Below are 18,765 nucleotides of genomic sequence, written 5' to 3' on the forward strand. Positions count from 1 at the left end.
GAACAGTTGGTTCTGTTACAGACAACAGTTTAAACGAAAGAGAGGTCATAGGGATATGAAACTGACTTATACAAATGTAAATGGATACCTGATTCCGAATCTCACCTATAAATCCGGTGAGCAGATGGAGCAACTTGGCAAATATGGATTTCTTCGCAGAGATTATCTGAAGAACCATCGAAACTCAACGTATCAGGTGATGCTTTTACAGGATACGATTGGCGAGCATCTTCTGGAAGTGGACAAGGAAGCAAGAGAACGGGAAGAAGTAATCTTGGAGCAGTTGGAAGAAAAAGAACCACTGCCAGATAAGGAGAAAGATCAGATGGCATGGGTAAGAGCAGCTAATCAGCACAGAGCGATTGCAGAGGAGATTATCTTGAAAGAATTGATTTATGCATAAGGATTGCCAGTAACCAATCTGGCAGGTAACTGATAAAAATAGAATATTGTGAGCGAAGTAAGGCGTGAGTCATAAAATATGGCTTGCGTCTTTTTCTTTGCCTGAAAGAAAGTGATAAGTTTGAACAAGAAGTTTTTGAAGCATTATATGGAAACCAATCCAGAAGGGACAGCACAAACCTATATCTTTCTGGTGGACAATCAGGATATAGCGTTGAATATTGTAATGTCAGGATATCAGGCAATCTGTCTGGTGCAGGAAGATGACGGATATTATTTCAGTGTAGATTCTTTTATAGAGGAAATGAGGTCTATTCAGTTTACTGGAAGCTGTCAGAGTGCCTATCATTATGTGGCTGCCTGTACAGTGAAGTGGATGAATGATAAGTTACAGACATTTTTCAAAGACGCTGGTCTCGACGGAAAAGCAGGCTGGCAGTTGTTCAAAGAGAAAGAGTATCTTGGCAAACTGGATAATCAGAAAGAAGTTGAGAAATTACTGGAACAGTATATTCTGCGTTTTGAACGAGATCCGAGAGAAGAACCGGAACTGAGTCGTTTTCACTTATTTGATGCAAAAGGAAATGTGAAAGGCGTCCGGGATATGGAGATTGTAGATTATCTGGTGGAGAATGTTCAGTTTTTTGTGGTAGGAATCACACCGTATTATTATGAGCATGGTGTTTTCCTGGAAGACCATGATGGGGTAAGAATGAAATACCGTATCCAGAAGCTGATCTATCGTGACCAGGTACAGAGTGGAGTGATCAAAAGAATCTATAGTCTGCTGATCGCACAGCCAAAAGTTCACCGAGAGGCATATGAACTAAATAAACAACCTGTGAGGTGGATCAACTTCAAAAATGGATATTATGATCCGGTTACAGGCGAAATGTTGGAACACAATCCAGATTATCTGACAATCAATCAGATACCATTTCCCTATTATCCGGAGGACAGGGAGCAGGTGTTGCATGGTGGAGAAAATATCAAAAAGTATCTTGCATCGTCTCTTCCTAACAAAGAAGAACAGCAGACATTCTGGGAGTATTTTGGATACTGCATGACACAGGATACGCAGTTTCAGAAATTCCTTACACTGAAAGGAAATGGTGGAACAGGAAAGTCGGTGGCAGTATCGCTGATCCAGCATATCGTTGGAATCACCAATATGTCCAGCATTTCTTTACAGGATTTGAACAAACGATTCTATGCGACTGGAATGTACGGAAAGCTGTTAAACGCCTGTGCGGATATTCCATGCAAGGCAATGGAGAATACAGATGTATTAAAGAAAGCAGTCGGTGAGGACACACTGATTTATGAGAAAAAAGGACAGGATGCAATTCATTTCCACTCTTATGCGAAGCTGCTTTTTTCTACCAATGAAATGCCGCAGAATCTTGAGGATAAGTCAGATGCTTTTTACCGTAGACTACTGATTCTCGATATGAACCGGGTAGTAAAAAGTGGTGAAAAAGATCTGCACTTAAAGGAAAAGGTACAGGCAGAATCTGATTATGCAATTCATATGGCGATGATTGCATTGAAAAATCTGTATGAACAGGGAAAGTTCACGGAGAGCGAACACAGCAAAGAATGTGTAAGAGAAGTGCAACGGACGTCAGATAGTATCTGTGCTTTTATTGATGAGTCATTGGTGCGTGCCAAAGGAAAACGTCTGAAACGAAGTGAAGTGTTCCATATGTATGAGGAATACTGCAAAGAGAATGGCAGACAGGGGCATGGTAAATCTAACTTTTTCAGGAATATGACAGATAAAGGTTTCCTTCTGAAGCAGTACAATGGGGAATTCTATTATCAGGATATTGCAGTTAAGGAAGAAGACTTTTGTCCTGTAGATCCAGAAGAAAGAATACCTTTTGAAGAAACAGATACAGATTATAAACAGTTACAATTAAATATGAATCAGGGAATTAAGGGCATTTAGGGCAAAATAAGCAAAAAGAAATGTTACCAGAGCAGGAGAAATAACAAAGATAGCTGCCAGAGTACATAAAATTTTGCTTTTTTTACACTGATTGCCCTTTTTCAGGTATCAACGTTTTAGCTGATACAAATATAGGTTTTTCCCGAATTTGGGAAAAAGTAAAAAAATAAAAATTAAGAAAGTGTGAGGTATGATTATGAGAATGATGAAAAACAACAATAATGAAACAGTTATGGTAATCGGGATTGATCATGGTTATGGAAACATGAAAACAGCTACCAGATGTTTCCCATCCGGTGTAGCCAGATATGACAAGGAGCCAATCTTTCAGAATAATCTTCTTGTTTACAATGGCATGTATTACCAGATCGGAGAGGAACACAAGGAGTTCTGTGCAGAGAAAACGCAGGATGAGGACTATTATGTGCTGACACTGGCGGCTATCGCAAGAGAACTTGATGGGAAAGGTATGAACCGGGCAACGGTACATATCGCAGCCGGACTTCCCCTTACCTGGGTAGCTACACAGAAAGAAGACTTTCAGAAATATCTTCTCCAGAATGAAAGTGTGGATTTTACATTCCGTAACAAAGACTACCATGTAGAGTTTGCAGGAGCTGATATTTACCCACAGGGGTTTGCAGCAGCCTTTTACCGATTACAGGATTTCAAAGGAATCAACATGCTTGTGGATATTGGAAACGGGACTATGAACATCATGTATATCAATAATTCCCGTCCATTAGAGAAGAAATGCTTTACAGAGAAATATGGAACGCACCAGTGTGTGCTTGCAGTCAGGGAATCTTTGTTGAAAGAACTGGGAACAGTGGTGGATGATCTGGTGATTGAGCAGGTGATCCGTACCGGGACAGCAGATATTGGTGAGAAATATCTGACAGTCATTCGTAAAGCTGCCGGAGATTATACGAAAGAACTCTTTCATAAGCTGAGAGAACGGGAATATAATCCAGAACTGATGCGTCTGTATGTGGTCGGCGGTGGCGGTTGTATGATCCAGAATTTTGGAGAATATGACAAGAGCCGGGTGACAATTGTACGGGACATCTGTGCCACAGCGAAAGGCTATGAAGCAATGACCGTAAGGAAAATCCAGAGAAACGGAGGGATGCTTGTATGAGAAAAGAACGGAAAATCATCAATACAAATATCCGTTTGAATCTTTGTGATGAACAGGACAGGCAGGCATGGGAATATTTGCAGACGATGGACAGGGAAAAATATAAATCGTACACCAGAGCAGTTGTAGTTGCTTTAAACGATTATTTTTCCAGAGAGTACAGGAATGAAGCAGATCCGTATCTGGAAACCAGAGAAAAGGAAGATGTGTTTCTGAAAAGGGTGGAAACAGCTATCCGGGATGGAGTGAAAGAATCCGTCCCGATGGCTATAGCGAAGAATCTGATGGAAATGCTTGTACCGTTTGTAAAAGAATCGGTAGGAGAAATTAATCTGCCGGACAGAACACTAACAATGGAGAAAACGGATGGAGAGATCGCAGAAGATAATCTGGACTGGGAGAAAGAAGCTGATATGGATGCAGCACTGGATTTTGCGGATAGTTTTTAGCTGTCTGTAAAAAGGAAAAGCAGTCCGGTTTGCATAAAATAAATCGGACTGCCTTAAGTGGAGCTATTCTTTTTTCTTGGGTAAGGACGTTTATCATCTGTCAGGTTTAGCAGATAATCAACGCTGGTGTTATGAAATTCAGCCAGTTTAATCAGAATGTGAGTAGGGATATCGACATCACCACATTCATAATTACTGTAAATACGCTGACTGCAATTCAGAATTTCACCCATATTCTTCTGCGTAAGGTCACGATCTTCACGCAGATCCCGTATTCTCTGATACATGCGTTTCACCTCTAGCATAATAATAACTTAGCGAGATATTCACTATTGAAATATAGCGAGAAATTCGCTACACTGAATTTAAAAATGCAGGAGGGAGAAGTACAGAGTGAAAGAGAAAGTGAAAAAGGTGCTGGTGTGGATTTTTGAATTTGTTTTATTTTGTGGATATTTCTATGTTTTATTCGTGAATCTGGTATGTGGATTTGGATATGGAGGGATAAGCAGCAGAGGACAGGCAATAAAGATTTTATGTGCTTCGTTCTTCCTTGCAGTGGGACTTCCCGGATTGATCTGGTATCAGCATCGCAGACTTATGAAACTGGAGAATTTATTGCATGACCTGTTTGAAATTTGCGACAAAATAAAATAGCAGTAATAGAAAAATAGATTGACAGTAAGGAAAGCTTTACGGAAACAGAATAGCAGAAAAAGGTAATGGCAGTGATGGCATTTCTATTGGTAAAAATCAGTGAAATGTTCATGACTGCTATTTTTATGCTTTTCAGCAGAAATGGAAAGTGATTCAGAAAAAGAAAAGCAGAAATAACAGCGAAATATGGCAGAGAGGCATTTGCAGATGGAAAACGTTGTATAAGCAAGGCAAAGAAGAAATATAGAGTGCCGGATACGGCACATGATTGTCCGATACTTCACATCGGAGTGGTGCATGACTAGCCTGTTTCAGAAAGGAAAAATCTATGGAATGTGGAGATTTTCTCTTTCTTTTACAGTCAGTTCCTGCACCACAAAACCACTGTCATCTCAATTTTGGCTTGATAACGCAGAGGAGAATGTTGCTTACTTGGTGCTGGTTCAGTGGTGGGGAGATGACAGGCAAGTTTCGCAAAGTGGCAAGCCACTCTGCACCGGAGCCAGCCTTTGGGCTGCTCCTAAACTTGCCAGAGGGCTCTGCCCCTTGGAACCCCGGCACGTTAATGGCGTAAGTATTCTTGCGAAATGTCCACCGGACATTCCTACGGAACACTTACTGATTGACTAGGGTTTCACCCTGCACCCACCAAAGGGGCGTTGCCCCTTATGGAATCCCTGTAAATTTTAGCCGAAACGCTGTGTCTGTTGATAAAGAATGAAAATGAAGCAAGGAAGGAGACAAAAGCCTATGAGAAAACGAAATCATACAGTAACCATACGGATGAATAACGAGGAATATAATCTGCTTCAAAACAAAGTGAAAGAATCCGGAAGAACACAGCAGGAAGTTGTAATAAAAGCAATCGCAGATTTGAAGATAGCTTCTACAGAGGAAGTGGAAGAACTGAAAAGATTGAACCAGATGTTTGCAGATATTCTCAGTCAGCTTCGTGGAGCTACTACAAATATCAATCAGATTGCAAGAAAGCTGCATACAGATGGAGAAGTTCCAAATGACAGTACGCTGTATTTCCTCAATAAAAATATTCTTAAGTACCGGAAGGAGAGTGAAAAGATATGGCTATTAATAAGACGATTAACAAGCGGACAAATACACATGGAGCAATGAGAAATTGCATCGAATACGTTTTGCGTCAGGACAAAACAAGTGAGATGCTGACTTATGTAACAGGTCCGTACTGCCATGATGAGATTAATTATGATTTGGTGTACAGAACCTTTCTGGAAGAAAAGAAGATGTGGGATAAAGACACCGGGAGAATGTATGCCCACAACATCATTTCCTGGCATAAAGATGAGCAGATCACTCCGGAGCAGGCATTTGAATTTGGAAAAGAGTTTGCGGAAAAATGGTTTAGTGGATTCCAGACCTTAGTAGCGGTACATAAGGATAAAGAACATATTCATTGCCATTTGGTTACAAATTCGGTGAGTTATGAAGATGGGAGAAAGCTACATAACACCAGAAACGATCTGAAACGTATGAAACAGCTTACCAATCAGATGTGCCGGGAGCGAGGACTGACAGTTGCGGAAAAAGGAAAGCACTTTGATGGAAGTGAGATTGAAAAAGGGGAAGTCACTGCATGGAGTAAAGATAAATATAATCTGTTCCGTCAGCAGGTGAAGGACAGCTTTGTAGCGGACTGTGCAATGGCAGTGTTAAAAGCACTGGAAAATTGTATCAGCAAAGAGAAGTTTATAGAAAAAATGAAACAGTTTGGATGGGAAGTAAACTGGGCAGAGAAACGGAAGCACATCACATTTCAGAACCAGGATGGGAAGAAAGTGCGAGACAGCAATTTGTCAAAAACATTCCATCTGGACATCAGCAAGGAGGGATTGGAGAATGAATTTGATAGAAATTACGAAAGGGTACGAGCCGAAGCAGAACGAACAAACGGAGCAGATGAAGAGCTTGCCGGATACTACCGACAAGTGGAAGCAGCTTGCGAAGGAGCAGGCGGCTTCACTGGAGCTAGTGACGGAAGAGAGAGACGAGTTACAGGTGAGAAATCAGAAGATGAACGAGTTTATCCAGAAATTTCAGGAAAGGACACACAAGCTGAAAATGGAAAAACAGAATTTATTCTTCGAGAATCACGAAATGCAAGACGAAATTCGGAAATTAAACGACGAAATTCATCGTTTGACAACCGAACTGTCCGAAACGCAGAAGTTGAATCGATCGCTTCAGCAGAGCAACGACGATTTGAGGAACAGAAACGGCTTGAAGAGCAGGAGCGAACAAGAGCAGCTCGAAGAAGAAATAAAAGACGTTCGGGACCAGAACTCTAAATTGCAGATACAGGTGAATAAATCATCTGTTGAGGCAGTAGATGAAGCACAGGAGAAACAAAAAGAAGCGGAGAAAAAGGCTAGAACAATAGAATACCAGTTTAATAAGGCACAAGAAGAAGTAAAGACTGTGAAGAAAAAAACAGATTGTGAAATAAAAAAGTTGAAAAATGAAGCGAAAGAAAAGGAAACATTCTGGATGATAGCTTATATGATCTTGGTTTTGTTGGCAGTAATAAAAAATACCGTATTTCAAAAAGATCTATTTGCTTGCATAATTGTTCCATTGAGGTTTTGGTATAGATATATAGAGTGGTTAATCCATCCATCAGAATTAAATATTTTAGGTGAGCGAGAGTATTTTTCAGCAGGATGGTCGTGGTTTTTGAGAATTATGGCTATTCTTATTTTTCTTGGACTAGGAATAAGTAGTGAGATATTTGTGTTGAGGAAGATAGAGCAGTATCGAAAAGCATGGGATAAATATTCTATATGGATTCTGCTTATCAGCGTGTCATCAATTGCTGTAATAGGTGATGTAGTGAGAAAATATTTTCCGATAAATCATATATTGCTCTTGGGACTTATAAATATTGCTGCTATGGAAATAAAAATCTACTGTCATAATAAAAGGGAATTATATTAGAAAAACATTTATGGTTATGAAAAACCAAATTTGATTATTGACAATCAAATAAACAAATGCTATAGTGAACACAAGGAAATTGATTGTGAATAACCAAAGGAGGAAACAGGGTTGAATATTTCAGTTAAAGAGTTAAAAGAAAAAGAAAGCTCGAAAGTTGAAGAGATTAGTTGGGATATTTCAAATAGGATGAGAGAACTTGGAAATACATCCGTATATGGAGGCTTTTGCTTATCGTATGTAGCGTATTTATCTTTAAAAAATAAGATAAACGATGTATATCAGTTAGTAGAATATATGGAACTGACTTTTTCACCGGAAAGAGTCAGTTTCATAAAAGGAAATATTGAAAATTTATGGAATATGGCAATAGAAATCGGAGAAGCATATTCGGAAGAAACACTTTTAGCAGTAGTATTGTGGTGGCCATTGCAAGGGAATAAATTTATGGGAGAATGCGAAACCCCACAGAGTGTTGTAAAGTTGGCAAATGAGATACTTCAAATTTCAAATGATAAAACAGCAGATTTCTGTAGTGGAATTGGAACATTTCTAGTGAATGCTATAGAAAGAAACCCAGAATCACAGTTTTATGGTGTAGAGCTTGTAACCGAGGTCAAAGAAGTAGCAGAAATTAGAACGGAATTAATTTCTGATCAGGTGAAAATTGAGCAAAAATCAGTTCTGGACATAGATGACAATTTGATGTTTGATAAAATATTCTGTGATTATCCTTGGGGGATAAGGGTGAAAGAGAGCATTGGGAACAACGAGAAATTAGAGGCGATATATAATATTATACCGGAAGTACAGAAAGCAGCTGCGGGAGACTGGGTATTTATTATAAATGTCATGAATCATCTCAACAAACATGGAAAAGCGGTTGTTTCGGTGAGTAATGGAGTGACTTGGAACGGAGGAATCAATGCAGTAATCCGCGAAAAATTTGTAAAAAAAGGATTTGTCGAGGCGGTGATAGCACTTCCATCCAATTTGTATTCGAATACAGGAATTGCCTGTTCATTACTGGTATTAAGCAGAAACAATAAAAATATAAGAATGATAGATGCAACGGAGATGGCCTCAGTTGGACGAAGACAGAATGTTCTTAGTGATGAAAATATTTCTAAAATTATTGAATTGCTGAATATAGATGACGATAACTCAAAGCTAGTTTTGAGTGAAGAGGTGGCAAAAAATGAATACACTCTTAATCCGTCAAGATATCTTCAAAAAGAGATGCTCATAAAAAACGGTGTACCATTTGAATCTGTGATAAAGAACATAACAAGAGGAGCACAGATTAAAGCATCGGTTTTAGATGAAATTGTATCTGATGAACCAACGAACATGCAGTATTTGATGCTGGCAAATATACAGGATGGTATTATTAGTGATGATCTTCCTTATTTGAAAGAAATGAATCCTAAATACGAGAAATATTGTATTAAAAATGGAAGTCTCGTAATTTCCAAAAATGTATCTCCGGTAAAAATGGCAATTGCATCTGTAAAAGAAGGAAATAAGATTTTAGCGAATGGTAATCTTTATGTTATTGAGTTAGATGAAGATAAGATAAATCCTTACTTTTTGAAAGCATATTTGGAAAGTGAAAATGGAAAAGCAGCCTTATCTAGAGTAGCAGTAGGAGCTACATTATTAAATCTGCCGGTTGAAGGATTGAAAAAAATAACAATTCCATTGCCTGACTTAAAAAGTCAGAAGATAATTGCAGATAAATATTACGCCAAGATAAATGAAATAAAAGAATTGAAATACAAATTAGAAAAGGCAACAGCAGAATTAGAACATATTTATACGGAGGAACAATAAATGGACGAGAATAAGAAATTTGATGTAGTTGGAACTAATATAGCAGAGAAAGCGACAGTGATCTGGAATGTAGCAGATATGCTACGGGGACCGTTTAAACCGCATGAATATGGATTGGTAATTTTGCCAATGACAGTAGTAAAAAGATTTCATGATTGTTTATTACCGACACATAAAGCAGTATTGGAACAGTATGAAAAGGTGAAGAATTTTGCTGTAATTGATGGATTTCTGACAAAAGCTTCCGGTTATCAATTTTATAACATCAGCAAATATACATTTGAATCTTTATTATCTGATCCGGAAAATATCGAAGCAAATTTTCGAGATTATCTGAATGGATTTTCAGCAAATGTTCAGGATGTGCTGGCAAAGTTTGATTTTGATAATATTATCCGCAGAATGGTAGAAAGCAATACCTTGTATCTTGTCATAAAGGAATTTAATTCGCAAAAAGGATATCTGGGACCAGATAAGATCAGTGCAGTAGACTGTGGGTATATTTTTGAAGATTTAGTAAAACGATTTTCAGAATCTTTTGGCGAAGAGGCAGGAGCGCATTTTACCAGCAGGGATATCATATACTTAATGACCGATTTACTTTTATCAGATGCAGATTTGAGCAAAGGTGGAAATGTAACAGTGTATGATATGGCAATGGGAACATCTCAGATGCTCAGTTGCATGGAAGAAAGAATTCAGGAGCTGAATAAGGAGATTGGGGTTACCTGTTTTGGTCAGGAGTTTAATCCCTCTACATTTGCGATTGCAAAAGCAGATATGATGATTCGTGGGGGTGATCCAAATAATATGAGATTTGGAGATACCTTGTCAGAAGATCAGTTTAGCGGGTATCAGTTTCAGTATATTATTTCAAATCCACCTTTCGGAATTGACTGGAAAAGAGAAAAAACAGCAGTAGAGGCAGAGGCGAAAAAAGGTGAATTGGGAAGATTTGCACCCGGACTTCCGAAGATATCAGATGGACAGCAGTTGTTTGTATTGAACGGACTTTCCAAGCTGGCTCCAAATGGAAAAATGGCTATCATTCAGAATGGATCACCATTATTTTCAGGAGATGCAGGAAGCGGCCCGTCAGAGATTAGAAGATATATCCTGGAAAACGACTGGTTGGATGCGATTGTGCAGTTAGGGACAGATATGTTTATGAATACCGGTATCAGCACTTATATTTGGATTTGTTCTAAAGATAAACCAGTGCACAGAGCTGGAAAAGTGCAGTTGATTGATGCTTCGCATTGTTTTGAAGCAAGAAGAAAAAGTATCGGAACAAAAAGAAATGACATTACTGATAAATGCCGTGATCTGATTGTAAAGGCATATGGTGCATTTGAAAATGGAACTGTATATGGTGAGAAAGATGGTATTTACTGTCAGAGCAAGATTTTTGACACAGAGGAATTTGGATATCAGAAGATTGTAGTAGAACAGCCACAGAAAGATGAAAATGGCGAAGTTATATTAAAGAAGGGAAAGCCAGTGGCTGATGTGTCTCTGCGAGATACAGAAAATGTACCGCTGACAGAAGATATTGCGGAATATTTTAAGAGAGAAGTATTACCATATGCACCAGAAGCATGGATAGATGAAAAGAAAACGAAAAAAGGATACGAGATTCCAATGACAAGGTACTTTTATGAATATCAGGCACCGGAACCAGTGGAAGAAATTGCAGCACGCTTGCATGAACTGGAACTGGATATTCAGAGTAGTTTGGATGCTTTGTTTGGGGAGAAATAATATGAGTAGAGAGATGAAAGATTCCGGGGTTGAATGGTTGGGAGAAATTCCAGAGGAATGGAAGATAACAAAAATTAAGAGTATTTTTTATGTTGTTGCCGGTGCAACGCCTAAAAGTGAACAGGAGGGAAATTTTGATGGGAATGTAACATGGATAACACCGGCTGATTATAAAACATCAGATAAATATGTTTCATCAGGTAGAAGAAATCTGTCAATAGTAGGGTATGAATCATGTAATACAACATTGGTTCCTGCGGGAAGCATAGTTTTTTCAAAGAGAGCTCCTATTGGAAGTGTAGCCATAGCAAAAAATGAATTATGTACTAACCAAGGATGTTTGTCATGTGTAAAAAAAGGAGATATTAGTGAAAAGTATTTTTATTTCCTGATGAGCATATTAAGTAAAGAATTTGAATTGCTGGGGACAGGAACTACTTTTAAAGAAATATCAGCTTTTTCATTTGCAAATTTTAGAATACCATATCCGGAGAGCAAAGAACAAATTAAAATTGCAGATTTTATTGAAAATAAATGTAATTATATAGATACTATTATTAATAAAACAGAAATTTCGATAAGGAAATATAAAGAATTAAGAGAATCAATTGTTACAAAAGCAATAACCAGAGGAGTTAGAAATAATTGTTCAATGAAAGAAAGTGGTGTTGAATGGTTAGGAAGAATACCAAAGAACTGGGATGTAAAAAAAGGAAAACAATTGTTTAGGGAAACAAATGAGCGCTCTGTGACAGGAGAAGAGGAATTGTTAACGGTATCCCATATAACAGGTGTGACACCAAGAAAAAATAAAAATGTAAATATGTTTATGTCGGAATCTTTAGTTGATTACAAAATATGCCATGAAGGAGATATTGCTGCTAACACGATGTGGATGTGGCAAGGTGCGATAGGTGTATCAAAATATTATGGAGTAATAAGTCCTTCATATAACACATACAGACAAAAAACAGATACGTATGATGCAGATTATCTTGAGTATTTGTTACGTATCTCGCCATTAGTAGCTACATATGCAGCATATTCTACTGGAATAACTGCGTCAAGACTTAGATTATATCCACAGGGATTTTTTTCAATATTATTTCCAGTTCCACCTAGAAAAGAACAACAGGAAATTGCAGTATATTTAAATAAAAAAATACCGCAAATTGATCAGTTGATTATAAAAAAAGAGAAATTTGTTGATGAATTAAAAAGTTATAAAAGATCCCTGATTTACGAGTATGTAACAGGGAAAAAGGAGGTGCCAGAATCTTGAGTATAGATGTTACAACAGAAAAACGCTTCGAGGCAGACATTGAAGAATTCTTTTTATCACCGGCAGGTGGATATACACATAATAACGATGTGTATGATCCTCAGCTTGGTGTTTATAAAGATACGCTGTTGAGATTTATTCAGAGAACGCAACCGAAAGAGTGGAAACGCTTTTTATTGCAGAATCAAGTAGATTCAGAACGAAAATTCTGCCTTGCGTTCAACAATGCATGTGATATGGACGGACTTATTTCTGTACTGCGACATGGATTTAAACATAGAGGTATTCCGTTCAAAGTATGTTATTTTAAACCAGAATCTGGCTTAAATCAAACAGCGGAAGCACTGTACGAAAAGAATGAAATTACTTGCAACAGACAATGGTTTTATTCCAGTGATACACATAATTCTGTTGATATGGTTCTATCGGTAAATGGGATTCCGGTATTTGCCCTTGAATTAAAGAATCAGTATACAGGACAAAACGTTGATAATGCTAAGCGTCAGTGGATGTATGATCGTGACCCAAGAGAAATATGTTTTCAGTTCAATAAGAGAATCTTAGGATATTTTTGTATTGATCAGTTGGAAGTTTGGATGACAACACGGTTGGAAGGAAAAAATACATATTTTCTTCCGTTCAATCAGGGATCGAACGGTGCAGGAAATGATGGCGGCAAGGGAAATCCTGCGAATCCAGACGGATATCCGACATCATATTTCTGGGAGTATGTATTCCAGAAAGATAGTATGATGGATATTATCCAAAAGTTTATTCATCTGCAGGTAAAGGAAGAAAAGAAACAAATGCCTGACGGATCAGAGCGGGTCACGAAGAAGAAAAGATTGATTTTCCCAAGATATCATCAATTGGATGTTGTACGTAAATTAATTGCAGATGTGAAAAAAGAAGGCGCAGGTCGTAATTATCTGATTCAACATAGTGCAGGTTCTGGAAAATCCAATTCTATTGCCTGGACAGCGTATAGACTGGCTTCCTTACATGATTCGAATGATGAATCTGTTTTCAGCAGTGTGGTTGTAGTTACAGACCGAACCGTGTTAGATGAACAGTTACAGGAAACCATTTCAGGGTTTGATCACACGATAGGGTCGGTAGAGACGATTGATGATAAAAAGAACTCAAAAGATTTAAGAGACGCCATCAATAACGGAGCAAGAATTATTGTAACTACATTGCAGAAATTCCCGGTGATTTATCAGGAAGTGGATAAGGTTGCCGGAAGAAATTTTGCGATTATTGTCGATGAAGCTCATTCTTCACAGACAGGAAGTTCTGCAATGAAACTGAAAGCGGCGTTGGCTGATACAGAAGCAGCATTGCGAGAATATGCGGAAATAGAAGGAAAAGCAGAAGATGAAATAGATAGAAATGACAAACTTGTGCAGGAGATGCTGACACATGGAAAACATCCAAATCTATCCTTTTTTGCATTTACTGCAACTCCAAAACCAGCAACACTGGAGATGTTTGGAAGTCAATGGACAGATGGAAGTTTCCATCCATTTCATATTTATAGTATGAGACAGGCAATAGAGGAAGGATTCATTCTGGATGTTTTGCAGAATTATATGACTTACAGTACTTGCTTCAAAATTGCAAAAGACACACCGGAAAATCCAGAGCTTCCAGAAAGCAGAGCAACAAAAATTATAAAGAAATATGAAAAATTACATCCATATAATATCAGCCAGAAATCACAGATTATCGTAGAAACATTCAGAGAGACTACGAAACAAAAAATCGGTGGAAAAGGAAAAATGATGGTTGTCACAGACTCGAGACTGGCAGCAGTTCGATATTTCCATGAAATCAAAAGATATATAAGAGAACAACATTATGTAGATATGGATATTTTGGCTGCATTTTCCGGAACGGTGCAGGATGGAGATGAAGAGTATACAGAATCCGGGTTGAATGTAAGAAAAGATGGAAGCCATATATCAGAAAGTCAGACAAAGGAAGAATTTCATGATAATTTCAACGTTCTGGTAGTAGCGGAAAAATATCAGACTGGTTTTGATGAACCATTGTTACATACAATGATTGTTGACAAAAAATTGAAAAATGTGAAAGCAGTGCAGACATTATCTCGTCTAAACCGAACCTGTCCAGGAAAAGTGGATACATTTGTGTTGGATTTTGCGAATAAAAAAGAAGATATTCTGGAAGCATTTCAGCCATTTTATCAGGAGACAAGCCTTGAGCAGGAAGTAAACGTAGATTTGATTTATCAAACGGAAAAAGAACTTCTGGATTATGCAATTTATAATGAGAATGATATCAAGGCATTTATTGATATATGGAATCATCCTGGTAAGCAGGATGCAACTGCAATGGGAAAAATGACAAGTGTATTAAAACCGGTAGCAGACAGATATAATTTGAAAAACCCAGAAGAACGGTATCAATTCAGAAGACAGGTAAGAAAATTATTACGATGGTATAGTTATATAACACAAGTAGTTCGTATGTTTGACGCAGATATGCATAAGGAATATCTCTTCCTTAGCTATTTAATTGGACTCTTGCCGGAAGAAAAGGAAGAACCGATTGATTTAGATGGAAAGCTGAAATTGGAATACTATAAATTGCAGAAGACTTTTGAGGGTGCAATAAAACTGGAAAAAGTTGACGGGCAGTATGTTCCATCTAAAAAGCAGGGGGCACAGGGGATCCGACAGAAAAGCACATTGGATGAAATTTTGGATAAGATTAACGAGAAGTATAAAGGACAGTTTACAGATGGAGATCGGGTGATGCTTGGTGCGTTACACGATAAGCTGATTGCTGATGATAAACTGGCAAGTTCTGCACGTACTTCAGATCCAAGAATTTTTACGGAAAGCATTTTTCCTTCTGCTTTTGGAAATGCAGCAATGGAAAGTTATATGGAAGCGCAGGACAGCTATGGTTCTCTATTTGAGGACAAAAGTAAGTATGATGCTGTAATGAGTGCACTGGCGGGAGTGATTTACAGGGAAATGCGTTCTAAAAAGACTGTGGATTACCGGAAAATTGAGAGAGATGAGCAAGCGCAAATGGTAGCGGAAGAACCAGTTAAATATGGGAAATAGTGAAGAAAATATGATGTTATAAAATTGTGTCAAAACGAGGGAGGGTTTTTATGTGGCTGGATAATGCGTCAGATATTGATATTCTATTTTATGAACCATATGCAAGAATAATTGCAGATATTGCTAAAAATAAAGAATATAACCCATTGACAATTGGAGTGTTTGGACTATGGGGTGCTGGAAAATCCACTTTATTGAAGTTAATAGATAAAAAACTTGAAAATCAAAAAGGTATTATTTGTGTGACCATTAATGCATGGATGTTTGAATCATATGATGATGCGAAAACTGCAATTATGGAGGCCTTATTGCAGGAACTAAAAGAAGAAGTTCCTGCAGAGGTAAAAAAGAAATTTGGAAAATTAATTAAAAGAGTAAATTGGTTTAAATTAGGAACGAAAGCCGTATCTACACTTGCACCGGTAGTTGCAAGTGTAGCAACAGGAAATCCGTTACCTATGTTATTAAGCGTAACTGGAAGTGCAGAAGAAATAGGGAATACTGTCAAAAATGCAGCAGATTCAATTCAATCGTTGAAAGATGAATATTGGAAAGATGAAGATGACTCGACCGATGAAAGTACAATAAATAATATAAGAAAATTTAGAGAAGAGTTTTCAGATGCGCTGAAAAATGACAATATCGAAAATATAGTTGTAATGGTAGATGATTTGGATAGATGCCGCCCAGAACGAATAATTGAAATATTGGAAGTGATTAAGCTGTTTTTAGCTGTTGATAGAACAACATTTATTATTGCTGCGGATGAAAATGTTATAAAGTATTCCATTCGTGAAAAGTATCCACCGATGAATGGTTTTGATGTAGAACTAGACAAAGAATATATTGAAAAAATTATTCAATTGCCGATATATATCCCAGAGTTATCTGCAAAGGACATACAAAATTATCTATTATTACTGGTTGCACAAAGTTATTTGAAACAGGAAAGTTTTAGCCGCCTAATAGCTAAAATATTTGAAGAAAAAATGATAGTTTCTGGTGATATAATTACATTAGAAGAAATTAATAGTTTGATTGATGAGTTAAACCTGAGTTGGAGGGACGGGGATAAGTCAGCTTTTAATGAAACGGCAAAGATTATTGATGAAATAAGAGAAATTGTTGCTTCTACGCTGAAAGGGAATCCACGTCAGGCAAAACGCTTTCTGAATACATTTATTACTAAACGCCAGTTGGCAAAAATTTATTATGGTGATGAAATTGATATTTCTATTTTGGCGAAGTTGTTAGTGTTACAAAAATTGGATAATGACTTGTTTATACAGCTAAATGAATGGAGTAAAGAATTTGATACTGAAAATAAAAAATTCAAGCAAATTCGTACAGAATTCCGGGAAGGAAATATGGATAGTCAAAATCCGTGGAATACGGCACAAATGAAAAAGTGGATAGAATGTAAACCTGTTGACTTGGAAAAATATCGTTTAGAAAAATATTTTTATTTAACAAGAGAAAATCTGAAAAGTTCTAGCATTGATGAATCTGGATTCAGTAAAAATACGAAAGAAATTTTGGAAAGAATTGGACGATCTAAAGCTGGCCAAATGGCGGCTATTATAAAAGATATGAAAGAATTAAATGCAGAAGAAGTTGCAGATACATTTAAGATTATTATACCTAAGATCGAAAAAGGCGAAATGAAATTTTTTATTATAAGAGATTTATTTTTGAATTTTGATACGTATAAAGGAAAAATAGTGGAGGCAATTGGAAAATCAACAGTCACAATAAAAGCGGGTGATATGGCTGCATTAAGAACAATGTATAATAGTGATACAGGAAGTATGAATACTGTATTAGAAATAATGGTAAAAAAAGGAACGTTAACAGATGAGCAGATTACAGAAATAAAAGAACAGAGGAAAAGCTAATATGGGTACATCGAAAGGATATATAGCACCAACAACACTGCATTGGTCAAAAGCGAAAAGAGCAGTGACGTCATTTATAAATAATAGAGATTATGATTCGAAAGCAAAAGCTGCTAGTAAATATGCTACAGCAATGAAAACAGACATGTCGACAGGTGGTAGTTTCCAATCAGCAGCTGCAAGAACTTTAGGTTTTGCACAAAAAGTTGCATCGGGTGGACTGGATAATGCATTGCGTGAATATAATAGGGAAGACCTTGTAGGAAAGCCGTCAGAAGTTGTTTGGACAGAATTACTGCATGAATTTACAAATTCTGGAGCATCGGTAGAAGATAATATGGCAGCAGATGCATTGTCACAGGCTATGGATAATTTGGAAATTGAAGATATTGCAGATATAGGGAATGTTTCGGTTGATGTACTGTTAAAAGAAATGTTGAAGGAATACATAAAAGAAAATTTTGACTTTCGATATGAAGAAAAAATATCAAAAGGAAAAACACCGGCACAAACATCCGAAATTTTAAATGACATGCATGAATATATAGAAAATAGCATTGATGGTGATTTAAACTTGGATAATTTGAGAACAGTTGATTTTTCTAATATGGGAACAGCACAAGTAGTAGAAGATGCATTGAGAGATGCGTTATCTGTGTTTGAAAAGTATTATGGGGAGGATTAGGAATGCGGTTTTGGGTTGATAAGGAACAAGAGAAAAAGCCAGATGACGAATGGAAAGACGCATATGTTTTTTCGATTAATCGAAAAAAATATAGTACGATATTTACAAATATAACAGACAGCTGGTACCGGATGGATCAAATGCAGATTCCTGCAATATATGAGGATTTATTTATAATAGGTTTGAGCATTTTTGCTTTAGACAAAAGAGTATCCAGAAGAAGGTTTAAAGATTGTTGGACTAGAGATATAAATGTATCTATTCCGGTATTGGAATATGATAAATGGAAGGATACGAGCTTACAATGGGAAAAAATACTTGGATTTTTAACGGGAGATCATTGGCATATTGTATTTAGGAAAAGTGAAGTAATATATAGCTATAGAGAGCATGCAAATAGGATTCATTTGAATGTTCAGGATTGTGATTGTGTATGTTTGTTTTCGGGAGGTTTGGATTCTTTTTGTGGTGCAATTAGACTATTAGAAGAAGGGGGCTCTCCTTGCCTGGTTGGACATAATGAATGTAAGCGCTTAATTCTTGGGTAACTATACATTTGCCGTTTTGTAGTTCATAATGATTGATAGTAAATAGTTTTTTACTCCACTTCGTAGATAGGAAGTGGTCAATTACTATACTTGGAG

General features: G+C 37.1%; 16 protein-coding genes. 15 read left to right on the top strand and 1 reads right to left on the bottom strand.

Annotation, left to right across the window (positions count from 1 at the left end; translation table 11 throughout):
* Window positions 1–55: 55 nt before the first annotated feature.
* The 4 genes from KQI39_RS04235 (at window position 56) to KQI39_RS04250 (ending at window position 3,943) form a co-directional block, all read left to right on the top strand.
* Complete coding sequence (locus KQI39_RS04235; protein ID WP_216416807.1) at window positions 56–403, top strand: TnpV protein; 348 nt, start codon at window positions 56–58, stop codon at window positions 401–403.
* A 111-nt stretch (window positions 404–514) separates the two neighbouring features.
* Window positions 515–2,353: a DNA primase family protein gene (locus KQI39_RS04240; protein ID WP_334300788.1), complete on the top strand. Its 1,839-nt coding sequence runs from the start codon at window positions 515–517 to the stop codon at window positions 2,351–2,353.
* A 196-nt stretch (window positions 2,354–2,549) separates the two neighbouring features.
* Window positions 2,550–3,494: a ParM/StbA family protein gene (locus KQI39_RS04245; protein ID WP_055160778.1), complete on the top strand. Its 945-nt coding sequence runs from the start codon at window positions 2,550–2,552 to the stop codon at window positions 3,492–3,494.
* Window positions 3,491–3,943, top strand: coding sequence for a hypothetical protein (locus tag KQI39_RS04250; RefSeq protein WP_216416809.1), 453 nt, complete (start codon window positions 3,491–3,493; stop codon window positions 3,941–3,943). The genes KQI39_RS04245 and KQI39_RS04250 overlap by 4 nt, the downstream gene beginning before the upstream one ends.
* Before the next feature lie 53 nt (window positions 3,944–3,996).
* On the opposite strand, the gene KQI39_RS04255 is transcribed toward KQI39_RS04250, so the two are convergent.
* Window positions 3,997–4,230 (bottom strand): helix-turn-helix domain-containing protein, encoded by a 234-nt coding sequence (locus KQI39_RS04255; protein ID WP_015540886.1) that lies wholly within the window; start codon window positions 4,228–4,230, stop codon window positions 3,997–3,999.
* Window positions 4,231–4,336: 106 nt separating this feature from the next.
* Between KQI39_RS04255 and KQI39_RS04260 the strand changes: the two genes are divergently transcribed.
* From KQI39_RS04260 to KQI39_RS04310, 11 genes are all read left to right on the top strand, one after another.
* The gene (locus tag KQI39_RS04260) at window positions 4,337–4,600 is read left to right on the top strand and encodes a hypothetical protein (RefSeq protein WP_055158244.1); all 264 of its coding nucleotides are present in this window, start codon (window positions 4,337–4,339) and stop codon (window positions 4,598–4,600) included.
* Window positions 4,601–5,350: 750 nt separating this feature from the next.
* Window positions 5,351–5,731, top strand: a complete 381-nt coding sequence (locus KQI39_RS04265) for a plasmid mobilization protein (RefSeq protein ID WP_216416812.1) — start codon at window positions 5,351–5,353, stop codon at window positions 5,729–5,731.
* A complete protein-coding gene (locus KQI39_RS04270) occupies window positions 5,680–6,921 on the top strand; it encodes a relaxase/mobilization nuclease domain-containing protein (RefSeq protein WP_253293062.1) in 1,242 nt (413 codons plus the stop codon). The genes KQI39_RS04265 and KQI39_RS04270 overlap by 52 nt, the downstream gene beginning before the upstream one ends.
* Before the next feature lie 13 nt (window positions 6,922–6,934).
* Complete coding sequence (locus KQI39_RS04275; RefSeq protein ID WP_173906622.1) at window positions 6,935–7,567, top strand: DUF6040 family protein; 633 nt, start codon at window positions 6,935–6,937, stop codon at window positions 7,565–7,567.
* A 111-nt stretch (window positions 7,568–7,678) separates the two neighbouring features.
* Window positions 7,679–9,400, top strand: coding sequence for a type I restriction-modification system subunit M/S (locus KQI39_RS04280; protein ID WP_253293064.1), 1,722 nt, complete (start codon window positions 7,679–7,681; stop codon window positions 9,398–9,400).
* Window positions 9,401–11,161, top strand: coding sequence for a type I restriction-modification system subunit M (locus KQI39_RS04285; protein WP_216416813.1), 1,761 nt, complete (start codon window positions 9,401–9,403; stop codon window positions 11,159–11,161).
* Between the two features lies 1 nt (window position 11,162).
* On the top strand, window positions 11,163–12,443 hold the full coding sequence (locus KQI39_RS04290) for a restriction endonuclease subunit S (protein WP_216416815.1): 1,281 nt from the start codon (window positions 11,163–11,165) through the stop codon (window positions 12,441–12,443).
* Window positions 12,440–15,541 carry a type I restriction endonuclease subunit R gene (locus KQI39_RS04295; RefSeq protein ID WP_253293065.1) on the top strand — a complete coding sequence of 1,034 codons (3,102 nt, stop codon included), beginning with the start codon at window positions 12,440–12,442 and terminating at the stop codon, window positions 15,539–15,541. Before KQI39_RS04290 ends, KQI39_RS04295 begins: the two co-directional genes overlap by 4 nt.
* 50 nt (window positions 15,542–15,591) lie before the next feature.
* Window positions 15,592–17,436 (top strand): KAP family P-loop NTPase fold protein, encoded by a 1,845-nt coding sequence (locus tag KQI39_RS04300; RefSeq protein ID WP_216416816.1) that lies wholly within the window; start codon window positions 15,592–15,594, stop codon window positions 17,434–17,436.
* Window position 17,437: 1 nt separating this feature from the next.
* Complete coding sequence (locus KQI39_RS04305) at window positions 17,438–18,121, top strand: hypothetical protein (protein ID WP_055282399.1); 684 nt, start codon at window positions 17,438–17,440, stop codon at window positions 18,119–18,121.
* 2 nt (window positions 18,122–18,123) lie between these two features.
* Window positions 18,124–18,669 (top strand): hypothetical protein, encoded by a 546-nt coding sequence (locus KQI39_RS04310; protein WP_216416818.1) that lies wholly within the window; start codon window positions 18,124–18,126, stop codon window positions 18,667–18,669.
* Window positions 18,670–18,765 lie beyond the last annotated feature (96 nt).

The organism is Blautia sp. MSJ-36 (genome assembly GCF_018917985.1).
GTDB lineage: Bacteria > Bacillota > Clostridia > Lachnospirales > Lachnospiraceae > Blautia_A.

What these genes read in the sequence shown, in the direction of transcription:
- KQI39_RS04265 (WP_216416812.1), top strand. Translation starts at nt 5,351, where the DNA reads ATGAGAAAACGAAATCATACAGTAACCATACGGATGAATAACGAGGAA.
- KQI39_RS04270 (WP_253293062.1), top strand. Translation starts at nt 5,680, where the DNA reads ATGGCTATTAATAAGACGATTAACAAGCGGACAAATACACATGGAGCA.
- KQI39_RS04255 (WP_015540886.1), bottom strand. Translation starts at nt 4,230, where the DNA reads ATGTATCAGAGAATACGGGATCTGCGTGAAGATCGTGACCTTACGCAG.
- KQI39_RS04310 (WP_216416818.1), top strand. Translation starts at nt 18,124, where the DNA reads ATGCGGTTTTGGGTTGATAAGGAACAAGAGAAAAAGCCAGATGACGAA.
- KQI39_RS04305 (WP_055282399.1), top strand. Translation starts at nt 17,438, where the DNA reads ATGGGTACATCGAAAGGATATATAGCACCAACAACACTGCATTGGTCA.
- KQI39_RS04285 (WP_216416813.1), top strand. Translation starts at nt 9,401, where the DNA reads ATGGACGAGAATAAGAAATTTGATGTAGTTGGAACTAATATAGCAGAG.
- KQI39_RS04235 (WP_216416807.1), top strand. Translation starts at nt 56, where the DNA reads ATGAAACTGACTTATACAAATGTAAATGGATACCTGATTCCGAATCTC.
- KQI39_RS04245 (WP_055160778.1), top strand. Translation starts at nt 2,550, where the DNA reads ATGAGAATGATGAAAAACAACAATAATGAAACAGTTATGGTAATCGGG.
- KQI39_RS04290 (WP_216416815.1), top strand. Translation starts at nt 11,163, where the DNA reads ATGAGTAGAGAGATGAAAGATTCCGGGGTTGAATGGTTGGGAGAAATT.
- KQI39_RS04250 (WP_216416809.1), top strand. Translation starts at nt 3,491, where the DNA reads ATGAGAAAAGAACGGAAAATCATCAATACAAATATCCGTTTGAATCTT.
- KQI39_RS04300 (WP_216416816.1), top strand. Translation starts at nt 15,592, where the DNA reads ATGTGGCTGGATAATGCGTCAGATATTGATATTCTATTTTATGAACCA.